Raw genomic sequence first — 18,346 nt, 5'->3', positions numbered from 1 at the left:
GTGGGGTTCGCAGTCATGAACAGGTGGATCTAACCATAACGACAGTCGTTTTCATTAATAGTCACATGCTCATTTGTGCGGATAAGGGTCGGTCCGCAGCGCGCTCGCCCACGCGAAGAGCGCCCCGACCAGCGCAAAGATGCACGCAACGAGGTAGGCGGTGCCGATGTCCCAGCGTCCTGCGATTGCCCCGGCAATCAAGGCGCCGACCGGCGAACCACCCCAGGCGACCATCCTCGCCGTGGTGTTCACGCGCCCCTGCAGACGATCCGGAGTCAGGCGCTGACGTGCACCGATGCCATTGAGGATGGTGACGGTCGCACAGCCGGAGTAGACGACGAGCGCCGTGATCGCGGCGCCGGTGTTGCCGGTTGTCGCAACGACGAACAGCACCACCGGGGCGATGGTCAGCGCCCCGACAGTGATCGCCCCGACCGGCCACTGCGCCGGTAGGCGTGGAAGCACGAGCGCCCCGACCACTCCACCCACGGAGACGGCCGTCCACACGGCGCCGATCATCGGACTCGACGTCGAAATCCCAAGCCTCTCGGATGCGTACACCACCAGGAGCGCCGTAACCGCACCCTGCGTCAGGGAATTGACGAAGCCGACGCCGGTCAAGGCTCGCAGAAGCGGCGACCGCCAGAGGAAGCTGAGGCCTTCGCGTATGTCACGCGCAATTCCGGTTCCCGACTTCTTCGGCGCCGCAGGAGTAATCGAAAACGAGGCTCCGATCGAGGCCATGGCCAGCCCGGCCAGTACGTAAGCCAGTGCATCAGCACCCAATGCGTAGGCCGGGCCGATCGAGGCCACAAGCACGCCGGCTATCGCCGGAAAGACAACATCGATCAGCGTGCTGGACGTCCACAGCGCGCTGTTGGCCGCCGGTATCCTCTGCCGACCGACCAGAGCAGGCAGCGCTCCGAAAGCAGCGGCGTCGAACCACACGAAACACGTTCCGATGCACATCGATACGCCGACGGCATGCCACGCCGTCAATACGCCGAGTGCCTGCGCCGCCGGAATACTCGCCAAAGCAAGTGCAGCTACGGCCTGCGCACACAGGATGACCGTCCGCCGGTTGACTCGGTCTGCCACGGCGCCGGCGAACAAGCCGAACACGAGATACGGCAGAACCGTCCCCGCAGCCGCGAGCGAGGTGAGAAACGGAGACCGGCTGATGTCGAACACCAGGATCGGCATGGCCACTCCGGTGACCGCCGCACCGGCTACGGCAATCGTACGAGCCGTGAAGAACAATCGAAACGATCTGTCCCGAAAGACATGTGGTTGCGCTTCGACGGATCCCGTCGTCGGGGTCTCGCTCATGTATGCACTCTCTTGTACCTGTTGCTCTCCGTGGCGATCTTTCGTACGGTGGCATCGTAATGGAAATGGTTTCCATTACGGAAGGGATGACAATGAGCAACATTTCGTTCGACAGCGTCTCCAACTCGGCTCCGGCCAATGCACTCCAGGGCGTCGGCACCAACGCTCTCGTCGACAACCCGTTTACCTTCGAGCCGGTTGCCGAGGCAACGTCCGCACACGCCCTGCAGGGTGTGGGCACCAACGCCCTCGTCGACAACCCGTTCAGCTTCCAGAGCTGAAACCTCCCCTGATCCAGACTGTTTCGACAGTCTGATCTGCCGATGACCCCGCCCGCATCCGACTCGTCGGGTGCGGGCACCGACAAGGAGATCCGTGTACGCCCTCGCCGACGGACACCAGCTGTATCCGACCCCGGACGGTGTTTGGCATTACCTGACACCGGACGAGAACGCGGTCACGATCGGCGCGCCGGCCGAAGACCTCGCGGAACTCGACAACTTTCTCAGGCGCTCTGGTTCGGTGCTCGGCCCGGGAGCTATCGAGATCGCCGACGCCCTCGTCTCTCGCGGCGTGCTGGTTGTTCCGGGTCAAGCGCCGGAGATTCCGGGTCCACAGCGTGTGCTGATGGACGGGATCGGACCCGTTGCCGATGCTTGCATCGCCCTGCTCTCCAAGGCTCTTCCGCATCTCGAGGTCGTATCCACCACTGCGCCAATCGAAGACGACGTTGCGTCGTCGGACCTCGTACTGTCGGTTGCCGGTGCTCCTCCTCACGACGAGTGGTCGGAACTCGATACCTGGTGCCGCCGAAACCAAACACCGTGGCAACGCGTCCACGCGGAGCTGGGTGAGATCTGCATCGGACCCTTCTTCGGCGGTATCGGCAGCGCAAGCTACCGGGACGTCTGCGGTCGACGGCTTGCTGCGTCGCGCGTCCCGGATCATCTGCAGGCACTGTGGAATCACCTCGCCGGCAGCGAACCTCGCCCGCTCGAACTTTCACCCACCGCAGCCGCAATGGCCAGTGCGCTTGCATGTTCGGACGTCGTGGCTGGTGTACATGGCGCACCGCCATCACACCTTCACCACCAGATCCGGATGAATCCGCGAACCCTCATGATGACTCGCCATCCCGTGCTACCTCTGCCGGGCGGCGTTCTCGAGCCTTCGCCGACGCTCCGGTGATCTCACTCGGAGTGAAGATCCCGGCGGCAGAGGGTTCTTCGTTGGCTACGGATGTGCTTCTCCCACCGGATTCTTCACCGCGGGGACTGATCGTGATCCGCACCCCGTACGGGCGTGGATGGCATCTGGCGGAGGGGATCGAATGGCGATTGCGAGGAATTGCCTTCATCTGTCAGGACGTACGTGGACGGCACGATTCCACCGGATCTTGGGAACCCTACGTCCACGAGCGCGAGGACAGCGCCGCCCTTGCCGAGTGGCTGCAGGATCAGCCGTGGACACCGGAGTGCGTCATCGCAAGCGGGGCTTCGTATGCGGCCGGAACCGCCTGGGCATTTGCTGCCGAGACCAACAGCGCCGATCGGTCATTTCGTGTAGACGGCGTCGTCTCCAAGGTGCCGACCATCGGAAGCGACCGCGTCAAACGTGATCCCTCGGGGATACTTCTCCTCGCCGAGCATCTGGCGTGGTGGGGCGAGCACGGAGATTCGTCTTCCTCTCGTGAGGGTTTCATCCCTGAACTGATGCGTTCGGATTCGTCTTTGCTGGAACATCTCCCGGTGCAGTCGATGATCGAGGAGGTCGGCCTGACCTCCGATTCACCGGGCTGGTTGACGCCGATCCTTCGCGCTCGTAAACGCGAAGACTTCGGTGGCGATGATCTGGTGTCCGCGGACGAACTCTCCGAACTCGACATCGCCGGGCTGCACATCGGCGGTTGGGACGATGCGATGATTCGGGAGACACTGCGGCACTTCACGTCCGTTGGGCGCGGGCCGCAGAGTTTGATCGTGGGCCCCTGGGCGCACGACCTCCGCCCTGGAATGGTCGGCGAGACAAGTTTCGGCCGCCTTCAGGTCGAGTGGATGGAATCGGTATTCGCTGCGCGGCCCCTGACCATCAATCGGGTATTCGACCGGGGTGTCGGCGAATGGTCGACCGAACCGTTTGTCACGGGTGCGAATCGCGTTCATCTCGAACCAGATCGGAAGGATGCGGCCTGCAGCTTCCTGTATGACGCCTCACGGGACCGAAACAACTGTGTTGTCTTGACTTTCGATATCAAGCACGACTCCGTACTCTCCGGAACACCATCGGTGGAGCTGAAAGTGTATTCACCCGAGGGCGAAGCCGATTGGATCGCCGAACTGAGCGTCGTCGATCCCGCTGGAGTTACCAGATCGATCGCACGGGGCGCGGGTGTCAGCCTGCAGCCGACGATGGTGACAATCGATCTGGATCCCGTGTTGCACACTGTGCGCGCGGGTGATGTCTTGACGCTGCGGATCGCCGGCTCGGACTTCCCACGACTCGCACGCAATCTCGGAGACGGTGATCGCTATCGAGGAACACGCAGTACCGCACTGCACCAATCATTTTCCGGGTCGTTGACCCTGCCGATACGCGGAGGAACTGCCGGTGGATGACTTGCTGGTCGACGACCGGAGCGGCGTGCTGACCTCACTGGAACCACACATTCGCTCGGACATGCCGACAGGCTGGGTCGGTTGGGCCGCGAGGGTGGCCGACACCAGAAACTTCGGCGGCAGCGGTTCACTGTTTCGCGCGGACCCTTACGGATTCGGGGCTTCGATACGCAACGATGCAGCGGCCCGCGGGGCGGCAACCGGTGAGGCCGTCGAAAGATATTGCGGCAACGTGGTCCCCGAAGATCTGGTCCGCAGCAGTGCGTCAGCGCTGGAACTGGCCGGCTCACGGGTCGTCGATCCGGCGAAATTTGCGTTGTACAGCGAGGATCAGTACCGCCTTCCCGGATTCCCCTTTGTTCCCTTCACCTCTGATCTGAACATTCGCTGGGCATTGGGTCACACCATGGACGAGAAAGTGCCCACCTACGTGCCTGCGGCCCTGACTTATCTCGGGTACTACACAGGCACCCGTCGCTGCGAGCCACCGATTGCGTCGTTGCAGTACGCCGGAATCGCAGCGGGACGCTCACGCGACGAGGCCGAGATGTCAGCTCTGCTGGAACTTCTCGAACGCGATGCCACCGCGCTGTGGTGGTGCGGGGACCGGTCACAGCCGGCGATCGAGCTTTCCGACTGGGAGCGGTTGCCTGCGCACCGCCAACTCGGGGATCTGGAGAGCCAGACCCGGAGCGTTCGAGTGCTGCTGCTTCCCTCCCCCTTCGGCATTCCCGTCGCCGCAGTGTGGATCCGCGATGACCGACGTGGATTGGTCGCGCTGGGCACAGCTTGTCGACCGACGATGGAGGCGGCAGTCTCGAAGGCGCTTGTCGAGGCGTATGCCGTACTTGCCATCACGATCGACCTCGCCGACCCCGACGGGCCGACCTGGCGCAGCGTGGCGGACGGAACGCTGCCGGCGCATCTGTACAAACCCTTTCGGGCCGACCGTCGTTACCGGGACGAGTTCGATCCGCAATGGAAAGACGTCGTCGATCTGCCGACCGTTGCCCAGCTTTATCTTGATCCCACGATGGCCCTGGCCGCGGAGGAACATCTCTTCGACTATACCGAAACACTCTCGGTATCAGAGATTCCCGACGAAGCGCCGTTGGATCTGGCTTCTCTCGTAGCGCTTCTGACGTCACGGGGACACCAGCCGATTTCCGTCGATCTCACCACCGGCGACATCTCGATTGCCGGGTTGCACGTCGTCCGCATCCTGACTCCGGGCCTGTACAACAACGCCCCGGCAGCCTTTCCCCTTCTTGGAGGTAGCAGATTGACCAGCGCATCGACCACCCATCTGCATCTGCCGGTCCCCCTCGCATGACATCTTCGCTCGTCGACCGCCGAACTGGGATCATTCGAGAGCTGGTCGACGCCGTTGTTCCCCAGCACTTTCCGCCCGAGTTCAAGCTGATTCACTCGTATGTCAGTGATTCAGCACGCTTTTCACCCTGGTCCAGTGACTCGGCCGGCGCCGGATATTGCTTCGATCTGGGTGACCGTGCGCGGCCTACCGCAGCTGCGATAGGCGAAGCGGTGGAACGATATTGCGGCAACATCGTCGCCAAACCGATCGTCCGCGGGTCGGCCGATGCCTTGATGGGAGCAAGCATCGACCTGTCACAACTCGCGCGTTTCGACGCCGCCCAGTGCGCGCGGCCACAGTTCCCGTTCGTCGAACCAACCGACGATCTGGAGATGGACTGGACTCGCGGAGCCGACCTGATCACGGGTTCGGATATCTGGGTACCGGCCGAACTCGTCTGGGGTTCGTATCCTCATTTCGTCGCCCGGACGGGTCCGGCGATCTCTCCGGTAGCTCAGGCGGGTCTCGCCGCCGGACCCTCGGTGAAGTTCGCAATCGACAATGCCTTGCGCGAGATAGTCGAACGAGACGCGATGACGCTGTCCTGGACCGGGCGGCGTGGTGTTCGGGTCGTCACCGGCATTCCCGAGGTGCTTCGGCGACTGGGGAATCACGGCACCCTCTCGACCAGGTGGTTGTCATTCGACAGCGATTTCGGGATCCCGGTGCTCGGCGCCCTCATCCACGACGGACTCACCGGATACTCGACCATCGGTACCGCCTGCCACGAAGACGCCCAGACCGCTGCGTTCAAGTCACTCGGCGAAGCGCTTCAGCTGCAGCTGCTTTCCGCCGACTACGACAACCCGCAGAGCGGCATCGGTCGAGCCGCGGCCTCCCCGACCAGTCCGCTTGCGCCTTGGCGAGCTGACCGAAGCTATGCAGGCGCCTACCGATCGGATTTTGCCGACGTGATGGACTACGGATGCCACTTGCAACTTCACCTGGACCCGGAGATCCAAGCACGATTCGAGAGTGAGCTGGTCGGTGCCGTCGTCGGCGAGGTGGGACTCGACTCTCTGACATCAGCCGCCGGCACCGAAAGCGCTCTGACGGCAGCCGGTTTCCGGCCGGCATGGGTCGATCTCACCACAACTGATGTTCTCCACGCCGGCCTGCACGTCGTCCGCGTCGTCGTACCCGGTTGTCTCACCAATGCGGCCGCCGGATTGCCGTTTCTCGGCTCGCCCCGACTAGTGGACAGTCTTGCCGGACGATCGGCTCGCACCATCCCATTGCCGCACTGACAGTTCGGGAACCGCCGCTTGCAACGACTCGGTGGTTTCCACCGCGTGGAACCACGTCGGCTTCGAGATCGCGGCATCCCGAATCACCTGCACGGCGCGCGCGGCGATAGCTGCCGTCGCGACCGACTGGCTACGCCCCGAAACCCACAGCGCCGGGCCGGTATCCGCTCGGGCCATCGCTACCCAACGATCCGAGCCCCACAGCTTCTTCGGCACGACCTTCTGTAGCGCGGGTGCCCACGTCATGGCGGCAAGTCCGAGCGTCGCGGTGGACGTGTCCAATCGCAGGTACGTCCTGACCGGAACACCGAGGTCTCGCGTCAACGCATGCTGGTCCGAAAAGTCGGCCCGCACAGCAGGACCGGTGCGGTAGCCGGTCGCATCGGCCGGTATTCGAAACGTCTTCATCCCGGTGTAGTTGCGGACCGATCGTCCGTCGGGATCAGGAAACCTCGTGCCCAACATCCCGTACGTCCACGCCGTTGCGGCCGGCCCGTGTAGTTCTCCACCGCCGAGGCCGATCAGGATGTCCACGGGTCCGTCGCCGAGTCGATGCGCCTCGGTTGCAAGGACACTGGTCAATCCCGGCGCCAACCCGGCGCCCATGAGAACGGGTCCGTCGACCGCTTCCAATTCTTCGCAGTAGCTCGAGGTCGCCGTGATGTCGACGAATGCCGCCCCACCGCGTACCGCTTCGTCGGCCAGGCGAACATCCTCGAAACCCGACGCATTCACCACGACATCGAAGTCTCGAACCACAGTCGAATACGCGCCTGGTTCTTTAAGATCAACGACGACGTCCGCGCGGGCAGGGTCACGGCCGGCGGAGTACGCGGAGATTTCGGGGACCTTCGCGAGTTGTTTCATCAGGGGAATCCCGACGGCACCGTAGCCACCGAGTACAAGAACCTTCGTCATTACTTCGCCTCCCGAGTCGCTAGAGTTCGACTCTAGAGTTAGACTCTAATCATGACTGAGGTTCTTCGGGAAGACACGTCGGCGCGGCGCAAGATCATCGAGGCAGCGCGTGAGGTTTTTGTCGATCCCGGCTACGCGGCCGCCACGATCAAGCAGCTTGCCGCGGCGGCGGGCGTGTCGGTGCAGAGTGTCTATTTCGTGTTCGGCAACAAGCCGAGCGTGCTGTCAGCACTGCTCGACGTGGCCGTTGCGGGCGACGAGGAAAAGACGGCAACTCTCGACCGTCCGTGGGTGGCGGCAGCACTCGGCGCCCCACATCCACTCGGGCAACTCCGGATTCAGGTTCACCACGGACGGCTCATTCTGGAACGCACCGCAGACATCCTGCTGGCACTGCGGGCCGCCGCTTCCGCCGACGAGGACGCCGCCCGTCTGTGGCAAATCAACCGCACTCAGAGACGCACGGTGCAGGAACATCTGATGGTCGGCATCGTCGAAAAAGCGCCAACCGTCGACCTCGAAACAGCCGTGAACGTCGCACTCACGCTGCTCAGTCCCGAGACCTACACAGACCTCGTGGTCGGCGCGGGTTGGACCGGCCAACAGTACGAAGAATGGGTGGTCAACACCCTTGCCGCCACCCTCGGCCTGGACCGAACCGTCAAATCCCGGAAGTAGCTGGGATTACTTGGTGGGCTTGTCGTCGATGTGCCGTGGGTTGTTCCACAGGCGCTCCGTCAGATCGTGGAGGACGGCAAGGGTGATCGTGTCGTCGTCCCGTCGGAGCAGAGACTGGCTGACCGTCGCGCGCACCAACGTGGAGTCGGAGTGCACGAACTCCTTGACCGAGCCCGGCTCGGAACTCAGTTCACGATGGGCCTGCTCTGCACTGACGTCGTCGGCATCCTTGTCGTAGAGGATGTCCTGCAAACGCAACGCCGAGACGGCCTTCTTGGGATATCCCAGCATGTCAGCGAAGGACGGATTGGCAAAAACGATGCTGCCGTCGCGGTGAACGGCCATGACCGGCACCGGAAGCCTGTCGAGGAGAATCAGGGCAGGCATCTGCTCCAGATCCGCAATCGGCGATTGTGGCGGCTGCGCAACGTTGCGGCGGCGTTCCATAACACGTCCTCTCAAGTTGCCCGAGTCGACAACAGTCTAACTGCCCAGCAAATCGCGGGTTGACTTCCCGCCCGGATGCAGTGACGAATGCCCGAATCGTGCCCGCCTGAGTCACGCCGCGAGCGCCTCCTGATCCTCCGCCAAGGAACCGTCAACAACACGATAGACAGTATCCATCCGAGACAGGTGACTTCGGTCGTGTGTCACGAGAAGGGTTGCCGCCTCGCGTTCCCGCACCACCCCGATGATCAGATCCATGACAGCGGCACCGCGCTCCTGATCGAGCGCACTCGTGGGCTCGTCGACCACGAGAAGCTGCGGATCGTTCATCAATGCTCGCGCGAGATTGACGCGCTGTCGCTGCCCGCCCGACAGCTGGGACGGCCGTTTTCCGCTCTGATCCGCGAGCCCGACAGCGTCCAGCAAATCCATCGCTTTTGATTTCACGGCCTTGCGACGGGCCCGTGACGTGAACACGGACTGCCCCAGATGCGCCATCACCTCGAGCTGCTCCAGTGCAGTCAGCGAAGACACCAGGTTCGACTGTTGGAAGACGATGCCGATCGACGAGCGTCGCAGCTCCGACGCCGCCCGCCGACTCAGCGCAGCGATGTCGGTGCTGCCTTCCGGCGTCCGGAGATAGACGTGCCCGGAATCCGGACGGATCAGCGTCGACGCCACCGCCAACAGGCTGGACTTACCCGAACCCGAAGGCCCGGTGATCGCGGCGATCTCGCCGCGGTGCAGTCGCAGAGACACGTCGTCCAGCGCCGTCACCCGCGATTGCCCATCGGGAAACGTCAGATCGACGTTCTGGATGTCGAGAACTGTGGTGCCGGTTGTCATGGTCATCGTGCGCTCCCCAATGCTGTGAGTGGATCGGTGGTCGAGAGGAATCGAAGTGCAAAGGCCGCGCCGAGCAGACCGAGCCCGATCAATGCCACGGCAGGTACGACGGTGGTGGATGCGTCCAGGACAAACGGCATGGCGTCACCGATCAGCGATCCGGCCACGGCCGTCAGCCCGATTCCGACGGTGACACCGGCAATCAGAACGATGAGCGCCTGACCCAGTGCGTCGCGCACCAGCGAACCGGTAGTCGCACCGAGCGCTTTCAGCGTCGCGATGTCCGGAGTTCGCTGGATCGTCCACACCGTGAAGAACGCACCGATCACCAGGGCTGAGATCGCGAACAACATGAGCGTCATCAACGTCAACGACCCGTTCTCCGACTTGTACGAACCGATCGCGTCGAGCGAACCGCTGACCGTCGTCGACGTCGTCGCAGCCGCCTTGTCCGTTGCGGAAGCGTCAGAGGCTCCGGTGACAGCCAGTACTGTCGCAACTCCGCCGCGTGGATTGGCCGCCTGCCAGTCGTCGAGCGTCATCCAGACGACGGGCGAATGGCTGTACCAGTCGTCACCGCGAACGGCGCTGACGGTGAACTGCTTCGTACCGACGCTCACCTGATCGCCGGCGCCCGCCCCCAGTTCGCGGGCGGCACCTTCGCTCAACACCACAGTGCCTGACGCCGACGGCGTCACGTCACCGAAACCGCCATCAGCGCCGAACAGGGCCACCGACTTCTGATTTCCGTCGGCCAATCCCGCTTTCCCGCGACCGATTCCGATGGGATCGACGTCCTTCGACGTGGAGGTCCAAGCGTTGACCTGGTCCTGCGTGAGCGCCGACTCGTCGAACGACGCCCCGGCTCCGGTGTCGGCGAACACCACCGTGTCGGCATTCATGGCCTCGATGGCCGACACGTTCTGATGGCGAAGTCCTGCAGTCAACCCGCTGAGAAAACTGACCAGAAGTGCAACCAACAGAACCACGACGGAGATCAGCGCGAAACGACCTCGCGCTGCCCGTAAGTCCCTCATTGCGACAAACACTGTGAATTCCTTTCCTGTGCTTGCCTCTACGCTCTCGCGGATGCAGACTCTTTCCATCGCACCTCGGATCGACATTCCAGCGCTCGAAAGAACCATCCCGGTTTACAACTTTTGATGGATGAACCAGGCCCGAACCTCGCTAAGCTGGGCGAGATGCACCGATCTCCGCTCACGCCTGTCTTCGCCGGCCTACAACTGGGCCTGCATGTCCTTGTCATGGCGCTGGCCGGTGTGGTGTTTCTTCGAGCGCTGATCGACGAATCCGACCTGACCGCAACAATCATCGCGTTGGCCGTGATCTTTGTTGCCGTCTATCTTTTCGGGGTCGCCAAAAGGCTGCGCGGCAACGCTGCCCGCTGGTGGCTGGCCGTGCTGACCCTCGTCTGGATCGCGACGATGGCGGTATCCGCCGACGCCGCCTACCTCGCGTTCGGACTCTTCTTCCTCTATCTCCATATTCTGCGACGCCCCTGGAGTCTTCTCGCCGTCACCGCGGCAACGGCTGTCGCCGTGGTCGGCACCGGCCTGCATCGTGGATGGACGATTGCCGGCGCCGTCGGCCCGATCATCGGCGCTGCCGTAGCGGTTGCAATCGGCCTCGGATATCAAGCGCTGTACCGCGAGGCAGCCGAGCGCGGTCGTCTCATCGACGAGTTGATGAATACTCGTGAAGAATTGGCGTCGACGTCTCGCGATGCCGGAAAATTCGCGGAACGTGAAAGACTCGCCGCCGAGATTCACGACACCGTGGCCCAAGGACTTTCGAGCATCCAGATGCTCCTTCACGCTGCCGAACGCGCCGATCCGGACAGCCCGGCCATCCGTCAGATCAGCCTCGCACGGGAAACTGCCGCGGACAGTCTTGCCGAAACCCGCCAACTCATAGCCGAATTGACGCCCGCGGCCTTGGACGGTCAGTCGCTCGCCGACGCGCTTCGTCGAATCTGCGAACGCGCGAGCAGTCCTGAACTGGAAGCGCGCTCCGTGGTCGAAGGCGAGGCAGTGCGGCTGCCGATGCCCCTCGAAGCAACATTGGTACGCATCGCTCAGGGCGCGGTGTCCAATGTTCTCCGCCATGCCGATGCAACCAGAATGGCTGTGACACTGACCTATTCCGATGACACCGTCAGCCTCGACGTGGTCGACAACGGTCGCGGTTTCGACGTGGCAGTTCTCGAACGTGGCCCGGCGGAATCTTTTGGCCTCAACGCAATTCGCCGGCGCGTCGAACTGCAGGGCGGGACTTTCTCCATCGAGTCCGAGCCGGGACACACGGCCGTCGCAGTGACGTTTCCTCTCGAAGTCGGCGAACCGTGATCCGCCTGCTGCTCGCCGACGATCACGCGATCGTGCGCGCCGGGTTACGAGCGCTGCTCGAAAGCGAAGCCGACATCGAGGTAGTCGGCGAAGCGGGCACCGCCGAGGAAGCCATAGCCTTCTGCGCCACCACGCCGGTCGACCTCGTGCTCATGGACCTGCGATTCGGCCCCGGGAAGACGGGCGTCGACGCCACCCGCGCGGTGTGCGCGCTTCCGAATCCGCCGCACGTACTCGTTGTGACCAACTACGACACGGATGCAGACATCTTGAGCGCTGTCGAGGCCGGGGCCAGCGGGTACCTACTCAAGGACACACCACCGGTCGAGTTGCTGTCAGCCGTCCGCGCCGCTGCGAGCGGGGACAGCGTTCTCTCCCCCGCCATCGCGTCGAAGCTCATGACTCGGGTACGCAAACCCGAAACCAGCCTCAGCCCAAGGGAAATCGAAGTTCTGAAGTTGGTGGCGGCGGGTCGCTCCAACCGAGAGATCGGCAAAGAACTGTTCCTGAGTGAGACCACGGTCAAGTCGCACCTGGTTCACATCTTCGGCAAGTTGGGAGTGAAGTCGCGGACGTCGGCGGTAGCTCGTGCGCGGGAGCTGGGTTCGATATGACATTTGCCCGAATTGTCGAAAGTAGCTGGACAGCAGCAATTTTCGCCTGCGATTCTCTTGTGTTCGAAACTTTGTTCGATTAAACTTTGAGTATGGGCGGTCGGGATGCGTGGCAACTGGATGGCGAGGACCTCAAGGGTGAGGTTCTGGACCTGGTGCGCGCCCGGCACGAGTTGCAGTCGCGGATGGTGTTGTTGATCGTGGAGATGTTTTCCCGGGACGTTCTCGGCGGGAAGGGTTTTCGGGCGATCGCACAGTGGTTGCATGGTTCGACGAATCTGGAGATCGGTGAGTGCAGCCTGCTGGTCGGGTTGGCGCGGTTGTTGATGCTCGAACCTGTTGTCGCGGATGCGTTTCACCGCGGGGATGTTGATGCGTTGAAGGCGCGGCAGGTGGCGTCGTTTTGTCAGCATCCGCCGAAGAACATGACCCTGGCGGATGTGGACAAGGCCCGCGGGATTCTGTTGGGTTTGGCGTCGAAGAACATCGCCGATTGTGATGCGGTGCGGGCGGCGATTCGGCGGATCGAGAAGCAGTACGGCAAGCGTGAGGACGGGGTCCCGGTCGGTGAGGATTCGGAGCGTAACGAGTTCTACGCCTCGAAAGGCTTGTACGGGCGGGTGTCGGTGAAGGGCGACCTGGATGCGGTGAACGGGGCCCGTCTGATCACGTTGCTGTCGAGCCTGTCTGCGCCGACGCCGGAGAATGACGGCGTCAAGGACACCCGTACGCCGGCGCTACGACGTGCGGACGGGTTTTGCGAACTACTGCGGCGGTACGAGCGGGCGGGGTTGGGTCCGATCGAGGGCGGGGTGAAACCGCACATCACGGTGACTGCGTCGGCGAAAGACATGACCGACCTCAAAGCATTGAAGGATATGTTGCCGTCGACTCAGGAACTGGGTTTCGCGTGGACGGATTGGGTGGGCCCGATCAGTATCGACACTGCCCGGATGTTGGCCTGCGATTGCACAGTCACGCGAATTTTGTTGGATGAGAATGGTGTTCCGCTCGACTGCGGTAAGGAAGCGAGAACGGCGACGGTGCCGCAGCGGCGAGCGTTGGCGGTTCGTGATGGCGGGTGTGCGTTTCCCGGGTGCGGAACTCCGTCGGGGTGGTGCGATGCCCATCATATTGTTCACTGGAACGATGGTGGCCCAACAGATCTCGACAACCTGATCTTGTTGTGCGGTCATCACCACCGGACGCTGCACCACACGGAGTGGCGGGTGGAGATCGGCCCGGATCGGAAATCGGTGTTCTATCCACCGATGTCGGTTGATCCGTATCAACAGCCGATCGGCGGGAACAGCCCACCGACAGCGGCGTGAACCGACATAACTGAAAAGGCCAGCGTGTGCACCGGGGAAGAATCATGCCCCGGGGCATACGCTGGCGTTTTCAGCTGCGCTCGATGTCCGTCTTGCGACAGCATCTGTCTCCACTTCGACACGCCGGACCCATAGGGTCGAGGCATGTCTTTCTGCGAACCCGCCCGCGTTGTCACCGTCACGTCCCTGACCCCGCACATGCGGCGAATCAGCATCGAGGCAGAAGGCGACTGGCACTGGCCGACCGGCGGACAAGGCGACGAGCGCATCGACCTCGCGTTCCCGAAACCCGGTGAAACAGAAGCAGAATACGACTACTTCAACAATCCCGACTACGGCAAGACCGATCTCGGAACCGAGCCACCGTGGCGGCACTACACCGTGCGCAAGGTGCACGACGGCGGCCGACGTCTGGACATCGACTTCGTCGTGCACCCTGGCGGTATTGCAGCGGATTGGGCCCTGCGGGCCGAACCAGGTCACCTACTAGGCGTCTTCTGGTCGGACAGTTCGCGGTCCCACTACCAAGCACCGGCGGGTCCTCGCTGGCAGCTGCTGGTCGCAGACGCCACGGGTCTCCCCGGACTGGGCAGGATTGTCGAAGAACTTCGTGAAGGCGATGTCGCACAGGCGATCATCGAGGTCGAAACCGAAGAGGATCGACAGGAATTTGTCACTCGCGGCGACGTCACGTACACGTGGCTCGTGGGGAGTGGCCTCGGAAAGGCGCCGAGCGCACTGTTCGAGGCTGTGGAGAAGGTCGAGTTTCCCGAATCCGAATCGGCCGACATCTACGCGTGGGTGGCATGCGAAAGCGCAACAAGCCGTCGCATTCGTAAGCATCTGAGGGAAGTTCGAGGAATTGCTCGCGACAAGCACAATGTTGTCGGGTACTGGCGAGAGGGCGCCGACGGCCACGTTTCCGGCATGAACAGCGAGGAAGTCACCGTCGGCGCCTGAGCGCCGTGATCACTCTGCCGGCAGCGTGGCGGTAGATTCTGCGTGAGCCTGCTGCGCGTCAGCCGGCTTTTCCGCCAGCATCTCGAACAGTGCTCGGCGTGCCTCGGCGAGAATTGCCTCGGCCTTGGCTACCTGCTCGGCGGTCCCACCTGCGGCTACCGCGACAGCGGCACCTCGGAGTAGGCCCATCGCGGGACGGAGCGCTGCGCCGGCTTCACCGAAGTGAGGCCGACCGTGTCCGCGCTGGTCAAGTCGACCGCGCCGGCCTTCGGGGCGTCCTTCTGCTCGGTCTTCGAAGCGACCCTCGGGTCGCTCGCCCTCGAATCCTCGACGGAAACCGTGTCCACGATGCGGGCCTCGGCGGCCATGCTCGCGACGTTCTTGCATTTCTGGGTTGTTGTGTGGGGCGTACATGTTGTCCTCCTGGACTGTCTGTGTTTGTTTGACGTATCGACGATATATCGACAATAGATCGAACGCAAGAGTTCGTAGAATAATTCCCGCACCCTCGTCCGGATACGCTGAAGCCGTGAACACGGATCTACAAGCCCAGGCCGCGGACGCCCTACGCCGCCTCGCACTCGACGAATCCCTGAAAGAACGCACCATGGCGGACGCTGCGACGGCAGCACTCGCACGGAAAGTCGCCGCTCGCTACATCGGCGGCGAAACCATCGACGACGCTTTCGACCGACTCCCCTCGATCTTCGCGCGAGGACACAAGGCGAGCATCGAATACACCGGGGAAAGCGTCCGGGATCCCGAACTCGCGAACGCCGAAACCGATGTGTTCGTGGAATTGGCGGAACGGATCGGAACGTCGGGCGTCGACAGCACCGTGTCGTTCGACCTCTCGCACATCGGCTTGGTGATCGATCCAGAGCAGTGCTTTCGCAATGTCGTGCGCCTGGCCGAGACCACTGAACGCGCCGGTGCTGAGCTGATCATCTCCGCCGAAGCGTCCGACCGCACCGACCTGGTCCTCGACATGCACGCGCGACTGGCCGAGCGGTTCACTCACGTGGGGATCACCGTTCAGGCCCGACTGCACCGCACGGCAAAGGATCTCACCGCTCTGCTGGACCGACCCGGTCGCATCCGTCTCGTAAAGGGCGCCTTCCTCGAAGCCGAGTCCGTCGCCTACCCACGCGGTAGTGCCGAACTGCGCAGCGCGTATCTCGACTACGCAGCCCGAATCGTCGACTCGGGTCACCAGGTCTCCATCGCGACACATGACCGCGACATCCTCGAAGCACTACGCGCCGAACATGATTCGAAGCTCAGAGGCGAGCACGTCGAGTTCGAGATGCTGCTCGGCCTCGGCACCGAGCAACTGGACGCACTCCGAGGAGCGGGCTTCACCACACGCGAATACGTCATCTTCGGAACACAGTGGTGGCTGTACGTACTCAATCGCATCGCCGAAGAACCGGAGCGTGTCTACACCGCGCTCATCGACGCTGCGCTCATCAGCACTGCAAACTAGATCTCCAACAACAGAAGTGGGACCGCACTCGAATCGAGTGCAGCCCCACTTGTGTCAGTTTCTAGCTCTCCAGAAACGCCTTGATGCGCGCCAGGGTGGTTTCCATTCCGGTCTGCATCAGCTGATCTCGACCCCGACCGAGTAGGCCGCTACCCGACATCATGCGCACGTAAAGCGCTGGCGTCGCATAGATCTCACGAGTCTCGGTAAGCACGGTGCCCGTTCCCGAAGGCTCGAGCACATAGGTCCACCGCGCTTTCGGCTCGTCCGATTCGAAGGAGAACCTCCGGCAGTCGACCACGTCGACCACCGTGCAGTGCGTGCTCCACCGAATCAGACCATGCTTGTTGGTGCCCTTGAACTTTGCACCCACAGTGCCCGGAGTTCCGGAAGTCCATGTTCCACCGGTATTTTCAGGACTGAAGCGACCCATACCTTCGATGTCGCTGACAACCTTCCACACCGATACCGGCGTTGCCTCGATGTACGCGCTGGCGGTTTCCACCCGTTACCGGCCCGGAACCCAGGACATGATCTTGATGGCGTGAGGCATGAGCTTTGCCCACACCTTGGCCGGAAGTCCGCGCGGTCCACCGAGATTCATGACGCGAGTGGTGGCAACGGTCTGCGGTTCGGTGTACTTGATCAGCCCCTCGGCGCCGTGACGACGACCGACGCCCGAGACACCCATACCGCCCATCGGTGCTGCGGTGCTGCCCCAGGTCGGTGCGTAACCCTCGTCGACGTTGACGGTGCCGGCGTGGATGCGCGCTGCGATGGCTTCACCGGCAGCCTTGCTTCCCGCCCACACACTGGCGTTGAGGCCGTACTCGGTGTCGTTGGCCGCAGCGATGGCCTCTTCGACGTCCTTGACGGGGTAGATCGAGACGAGCGGCCCGAAGGTCTCGTCGCGGTAGCACTCGGCGTCTTCGGGAACCCCGGTGAGCAGGGTGGGCTCGTAGAACAGCGGTCCGATGTCCGGCCGAGCCTTGCCACCGGCAATGACGGTGGCGCCCTTGACCACTGCGTCGTCGACATGAGCGGAGATTGCCTTGACCTGCGCCTCGGAGACGAGGCTGCCCATCTCGATTCCGAATTCGTATCCGGCGGCGAGGTTCATCTTCTTGACGCGGTCACCGAACATGCGGATGAACTCGGGTGCGATGGACTCTTCGACGTAGATGCGCTCGATGGAGATGCACAGCTGACCGGAGTTGGAGAAGCACGCACGCACAGCGGCGTCGGTGACCTCGCGCAGGTCTGCGCCGGCCGCGACGATCATCGGGTTCTTGCCACCGAGTTCGGCGGAGAAGCCGATCAGTCGACGGCCGGCCTGCTCGGCGAGGAGCTGACCGGTCGCGGTGGAACCGGTGAACATGAGGTAGTCGGTGTTCTCAACCAGGGCGGTGCCGACGACGGAGCCCGGCCCGGGAACCACGGCGAAGAGGTCGCGAGGCAGACCCGCCTTGTAGAGCAGTTCGACGCAGGCGAGCGCGCAGTACGGCGTCTGGCTGTCCGGCTTGAGGACAACGGCGTTACCGGCGAGCAGCGCGGCGATGGCGTCGGACACGGCCAGCGTCATCGGGTAGTTCCACGGCGAGATGACGCCGACTACGCCCTTGGGCTGGTAGCGGACGACGGTCTTCGTCAGGCCCGGGAGCATGCCGGAGACGCGACGCGGACGCAGCAGCTTCGGAGCCACACGTGCGTAGTGCCGCGACGTCATCGAGATGTCGAGGACTTCTTCCTGAGCTGCGGTACGCGACTTTCCGGTCTCGGCCTGAGCCATGTCCATGAGGGCGTCGCGGTTCTCGAGGATGAGATCGCGGTAGCGGTGGAAGACGGCAGCGCGGTCGAGGACGGAGCGCTTGGCCCATTCCTTCTGGGCGACGCGGGCACGGGCGATGGCCGCAAGTGCGTCGTCGGCGGTGCCGACGGGGATGGTCGCCAGCTCCTTGCCGGTGAACACCTCGGTGATGGACTTCGTCGGGCGATCGGCAACATTGTCGATGGCGATCAGATCGGCGAGCCGCGAGAAGGTCGCAGCGGACGGAGCAGGCATTTCAGTACCCCTACTGGTGAGTAGTTCTTGGAGTTACACACAACTTACCCCGTCGGTGGTACCGATCACAGT

The 18,346-nt window shown here is 63.0% G+C and carries 19 protein-coding genes; 11 read left to right on the top strand and 8 right to left on the bottom strand.

Going from position 1 to position 18,346, the window contains the following annotated elements; all coding sequences use genetic code 11:
- Nucleotides 1–69 precede the first annotated feature (69 nt).
- The gene (locus ACN50D_RS23380; RefSeq protein WP_042920631.1) at nt 70–1,329 is read right to left on the bottom strand and encodes an MFS transporter; all 1,260 of its coding nucleotides are present in this window, start codon (nt 1,327–1,329) and stop codon (nt 70–72) included.
- A 92-nt stretch (nt 1,330–1,421) separates the two neighbouring features.
- Between ACN50D_RS23380 and ACN50D_RS23375 the strand changes: the two genes are divergently transcribed.
- From ACN50D_RS23375 to ACN50D_RS23355, 5 genes are all read left to right on the top strand, one after another.
- Nucleotides 1,422–1,610 carry a streptamidine-related RiPP repeat protein gene (locus ACN50D_RS23375; RefSeq protein WP_003943543.1) on the top strand — a complete coding sequence of 63 codons (189 nt, stop codon included), beginning with the start codon at nt 1,422–1,424 and terminating at the stop codon, nt 1,608–1,610.
- 94 nt (nt 1,611–1,704) lie between these two features.
- Complete coding sequence (locus tag ACN50D_RS23370) at nt 1,705–2,517, top strand: hypothetical protein (protein WP_212634050.1); 813 nt, start codon at nt 1,705–1,707, stop codon at nt 2,515–2,517.
- Entirely contained in the window at nt 2,514–3,944 is a 1,431-nt protein-coding gene (locus tag ACN50D_RS23365; protein ID WP_212634049.1) for a CocE/NonD family hydrolase, read from the top strand. Before ACN50D_RS23370 ends, ACN50D_RS23365 begins: the two co-directional genes overlap by 4 nt.
- Entirely contained in the window at nt 3,937–5,277 is a 1,341-nt protein-coding gene (locus ACN50D_RS23360) for a YcaO-like family protein (protein WP_212634048.1), read from the top strand. Before ACN50D_RS23365 ends, ACN50D_RS23360 begins: the two co-directional genes overlap by 8 nt.
- Nucleotides 5,274–6,566, top strand: coding sequence for a YcaO-like family protein (locus ACN50D_RS23355; protein ID WP_212634047.1), 1,293 nt, complete (start codon nt 5,274–5,276; stop codon nt 6,564–6,566). The genes ACN50D_RS23360 and ACN50D_RS23355 overlap by 4 nt, the downstream gene beginning before the upstream one ends.
- Here ACN50D_RS23355 and ACN50D_RS23350 read toward each other — a convergent pair.
- Nucleotides 6,513–7,484 (bottom strand): hypothetical protein, encoded by a 972-nt coding sequence (locus ACN50D_RS23350; protein ID WP_212634046.1) that lies wholly within the window; start codon nt 7,482–7,484, stop codon nt 6,513–6,515. The genes ACN50D_RS23355 and ACN50D_RS23350 overlap by 54 nt on opposite strands.
- A 51-nt stretch (nt 7,485–7,535) precedes the next feature.
- On the opposite strand from ACN50D_RS23350, the gene ACN50D_RS23345 reads away from it, so the two are divergent.
- The gene (locus tag ACN50D_RS23345; protein ID WP_003943606.1) at nt 7,536–8,162 is read left to right on the top strand and encodes a TetR/AcrR family transcriptional regulator; all 627 of its coding nucleotides are present in this window, start codon (nt 7,536–7,538) and stop codon (nt 8,160–8,162) included.
- Nucleotides 8,163–8,168: 6 nt separating this feature from the next.
- Here the strand turns inward: ACN50D_RS23345 and ACN50D_RS23340 are convergent, their stop codons facing one another.
- From ACN50D_RS23340 to ACN50D_RS23330, 3 genes are all read right to left on the bottom strand, one after another.
- On the bottom strand, nt 8,169–8,609 hold the full coding sequence (locus ACN50D_RS23340; protein ID WP_003943598.1) for a PAS domain S-box protein: 441 nt from the start codon (nt 8,607–8,609) through the stop codon (nt 8,169–8,171).
- Between the two features lie 111 nt (nt 8,610–8,720).
- On the bottom strand, nt 8,721–9,461 hold the full coding sequence (locus ACN50D_RS23335) for an ABC transporter ATP-binding protein (RefSeq protein ID WP_003943539.1): 741 nt from the start codon (nt 9,459–9,461) through the stop codon (nt 8,721–8,723).
- Nucleotides 9,458–10,504, bottom strand: a complete 1,047-nt coding sequence (locus ACN50D_RS23330; RefSeq protein WP_042920776.1) for an ABC transporter permease — start codon at nt 10,502–10,504, stop codon at nt 9,458–9,460. The genes ACN50D_RS23335 and ACN50D_RS23330 overlap by 4 nt, the downstream gene beginning before the upstream one ends.
- Before the next feature lie 114 nt (nt 10,505–10,618).
- Here ACN50D_RS23330 and ACN50D_RS23325 point away from each other — a divergent pair, with 114 nt between their 5' ends.
- The 4 genes from ACN50D_RS23325 (at nt 10,619) to ACN50D_RS23310 (ending at nt 14,726) form a co-directional block, all read left to right on the top strand.
- On the top strand, nt 10,619–11,821 hold the full coding sequence (locus ACN50D_RS23325) for a sensor histidine kinase (protein ID WP_003943587.1): 1,203 nt from the start codon (nt 10,619–10,621) through the stop codon (nt 11,819–11,821).
- A complete protein-coding gene (locus ACN50D_RS23320) occupies nt 11,818–12,435 on the top strand; it encodes a response regulator (protein ID WP_003943536.1) in 618 nt (205 codons plus the stop codon). Before ACN50D_RS23325 ends, ACN50D_RS23320 begins: the two co-directional genes overlap by 4 nt.
- A 92-nt stretch (nt 12,436–12,527) precedes the next feature.
- Complete coding sequence (locus tag ACN50D_RS23315) at nt 12,528–13,766, top strand: HNH endonuclease signature motif containing protein (protein ID WP_212634045.1); 1,239 nt, start codon at nt 12,528–12,530, stop codon at nt 13,764–13,766.
- Between the two features lie 144 nt (nt 13,767–13,910).
- Nucleotides 13,911–14,726, top strand: coding sequence for a siderophore-interacting protein (locus ACN50D_RS23310; RefSeq protein WP_212634044.1), 816 nt, complete (start codon nt 13,911–13,913; stop codon nt 14,724–14,726).
- 9 nt (nt 14,727–14,735) lie between these two features.
- Here the strand turns inward: ACN50D_RS23310 and ACN50D_RS23305 are convergent, their stop codons facing one another.
- Nucleotides 14,736–15,140 carry a hypothetical protein gene (locus ACN50D_RS23305; protein ID WP_228232358.1) on the bottom strand — a complete coding sequence of 135 codons (405 nt, stop codon included), beginning with the start codon at nt 15,138–15,140 and terminating at the stop codon, nt 14,736–14,738.
- 115 nt (nt 15,141–15,255) lie between these two features.
- Between ACN50D_RS23305 and ACN50D_RS23300 the strand changes: the two genes are divergently transcribed.
- Nucleotides 15,256–16,212, top strand: coding sequence for a proline dehydrogenase family protein (locus tag ACN50D_RS23300; protein WP_064688029.1), 957 nt, complete (start codon nt 15,256–15,258; stop codon nt 16,210–16,212).
- A gap of 61 nt (nt 16,213–16,273) precedes the next feature.
- Here ACN50D_RS23300 and ACN50D_RS23295 read toward each other — a convergent pair whose 3' ends face one another.
- Both ACN50D_RS23295 and ACN50D_RS23290 read right to left on the bottom strand, forming a co-directional pair.
- Entirely contained in the window at nt 16,274–16,717 is a 444-nt protein-coding gene (locus tag ACN50D_RS23295) for an SRPBCC family protein (RefSeq protein ID WP_030536658.1), read from the bottom strand.
- A gap of 3 nt (nt 16,718–16,720) precedes the next feature.
- Nucleotides 16,721–18,274 (bottom strand): succinic semialdehyde dehydrogenase, encoded by a 1,554-nt coding sequence (locus tag ACN50D_RS23290; protein ID WP_003943578.1) that lies wholly within the window; start codon nt 18,272–18,274, stop codon nt 16,721–16,723.
- Nucleotides 18,275–18,346: the final 72 nt, after the last annotated feature.

The sequence above is a fragment of the Rhodococcus sp. SB1D genome (assembly GCF_048573875.1).
Taxonomy (GTDB): domain Bacteria; phylum Actinomycetota; class Actinomycetes; order Mycobacteriales; family Mycobacteriaceae; genus Rhodococcus_F; species Rhodococcus_F qingshengii.
The sequence above is the reverse complement of the archived record's forward strand: the minus strand, read 5'-3'. Positions and strand labels throughout refer to the sequence as shown.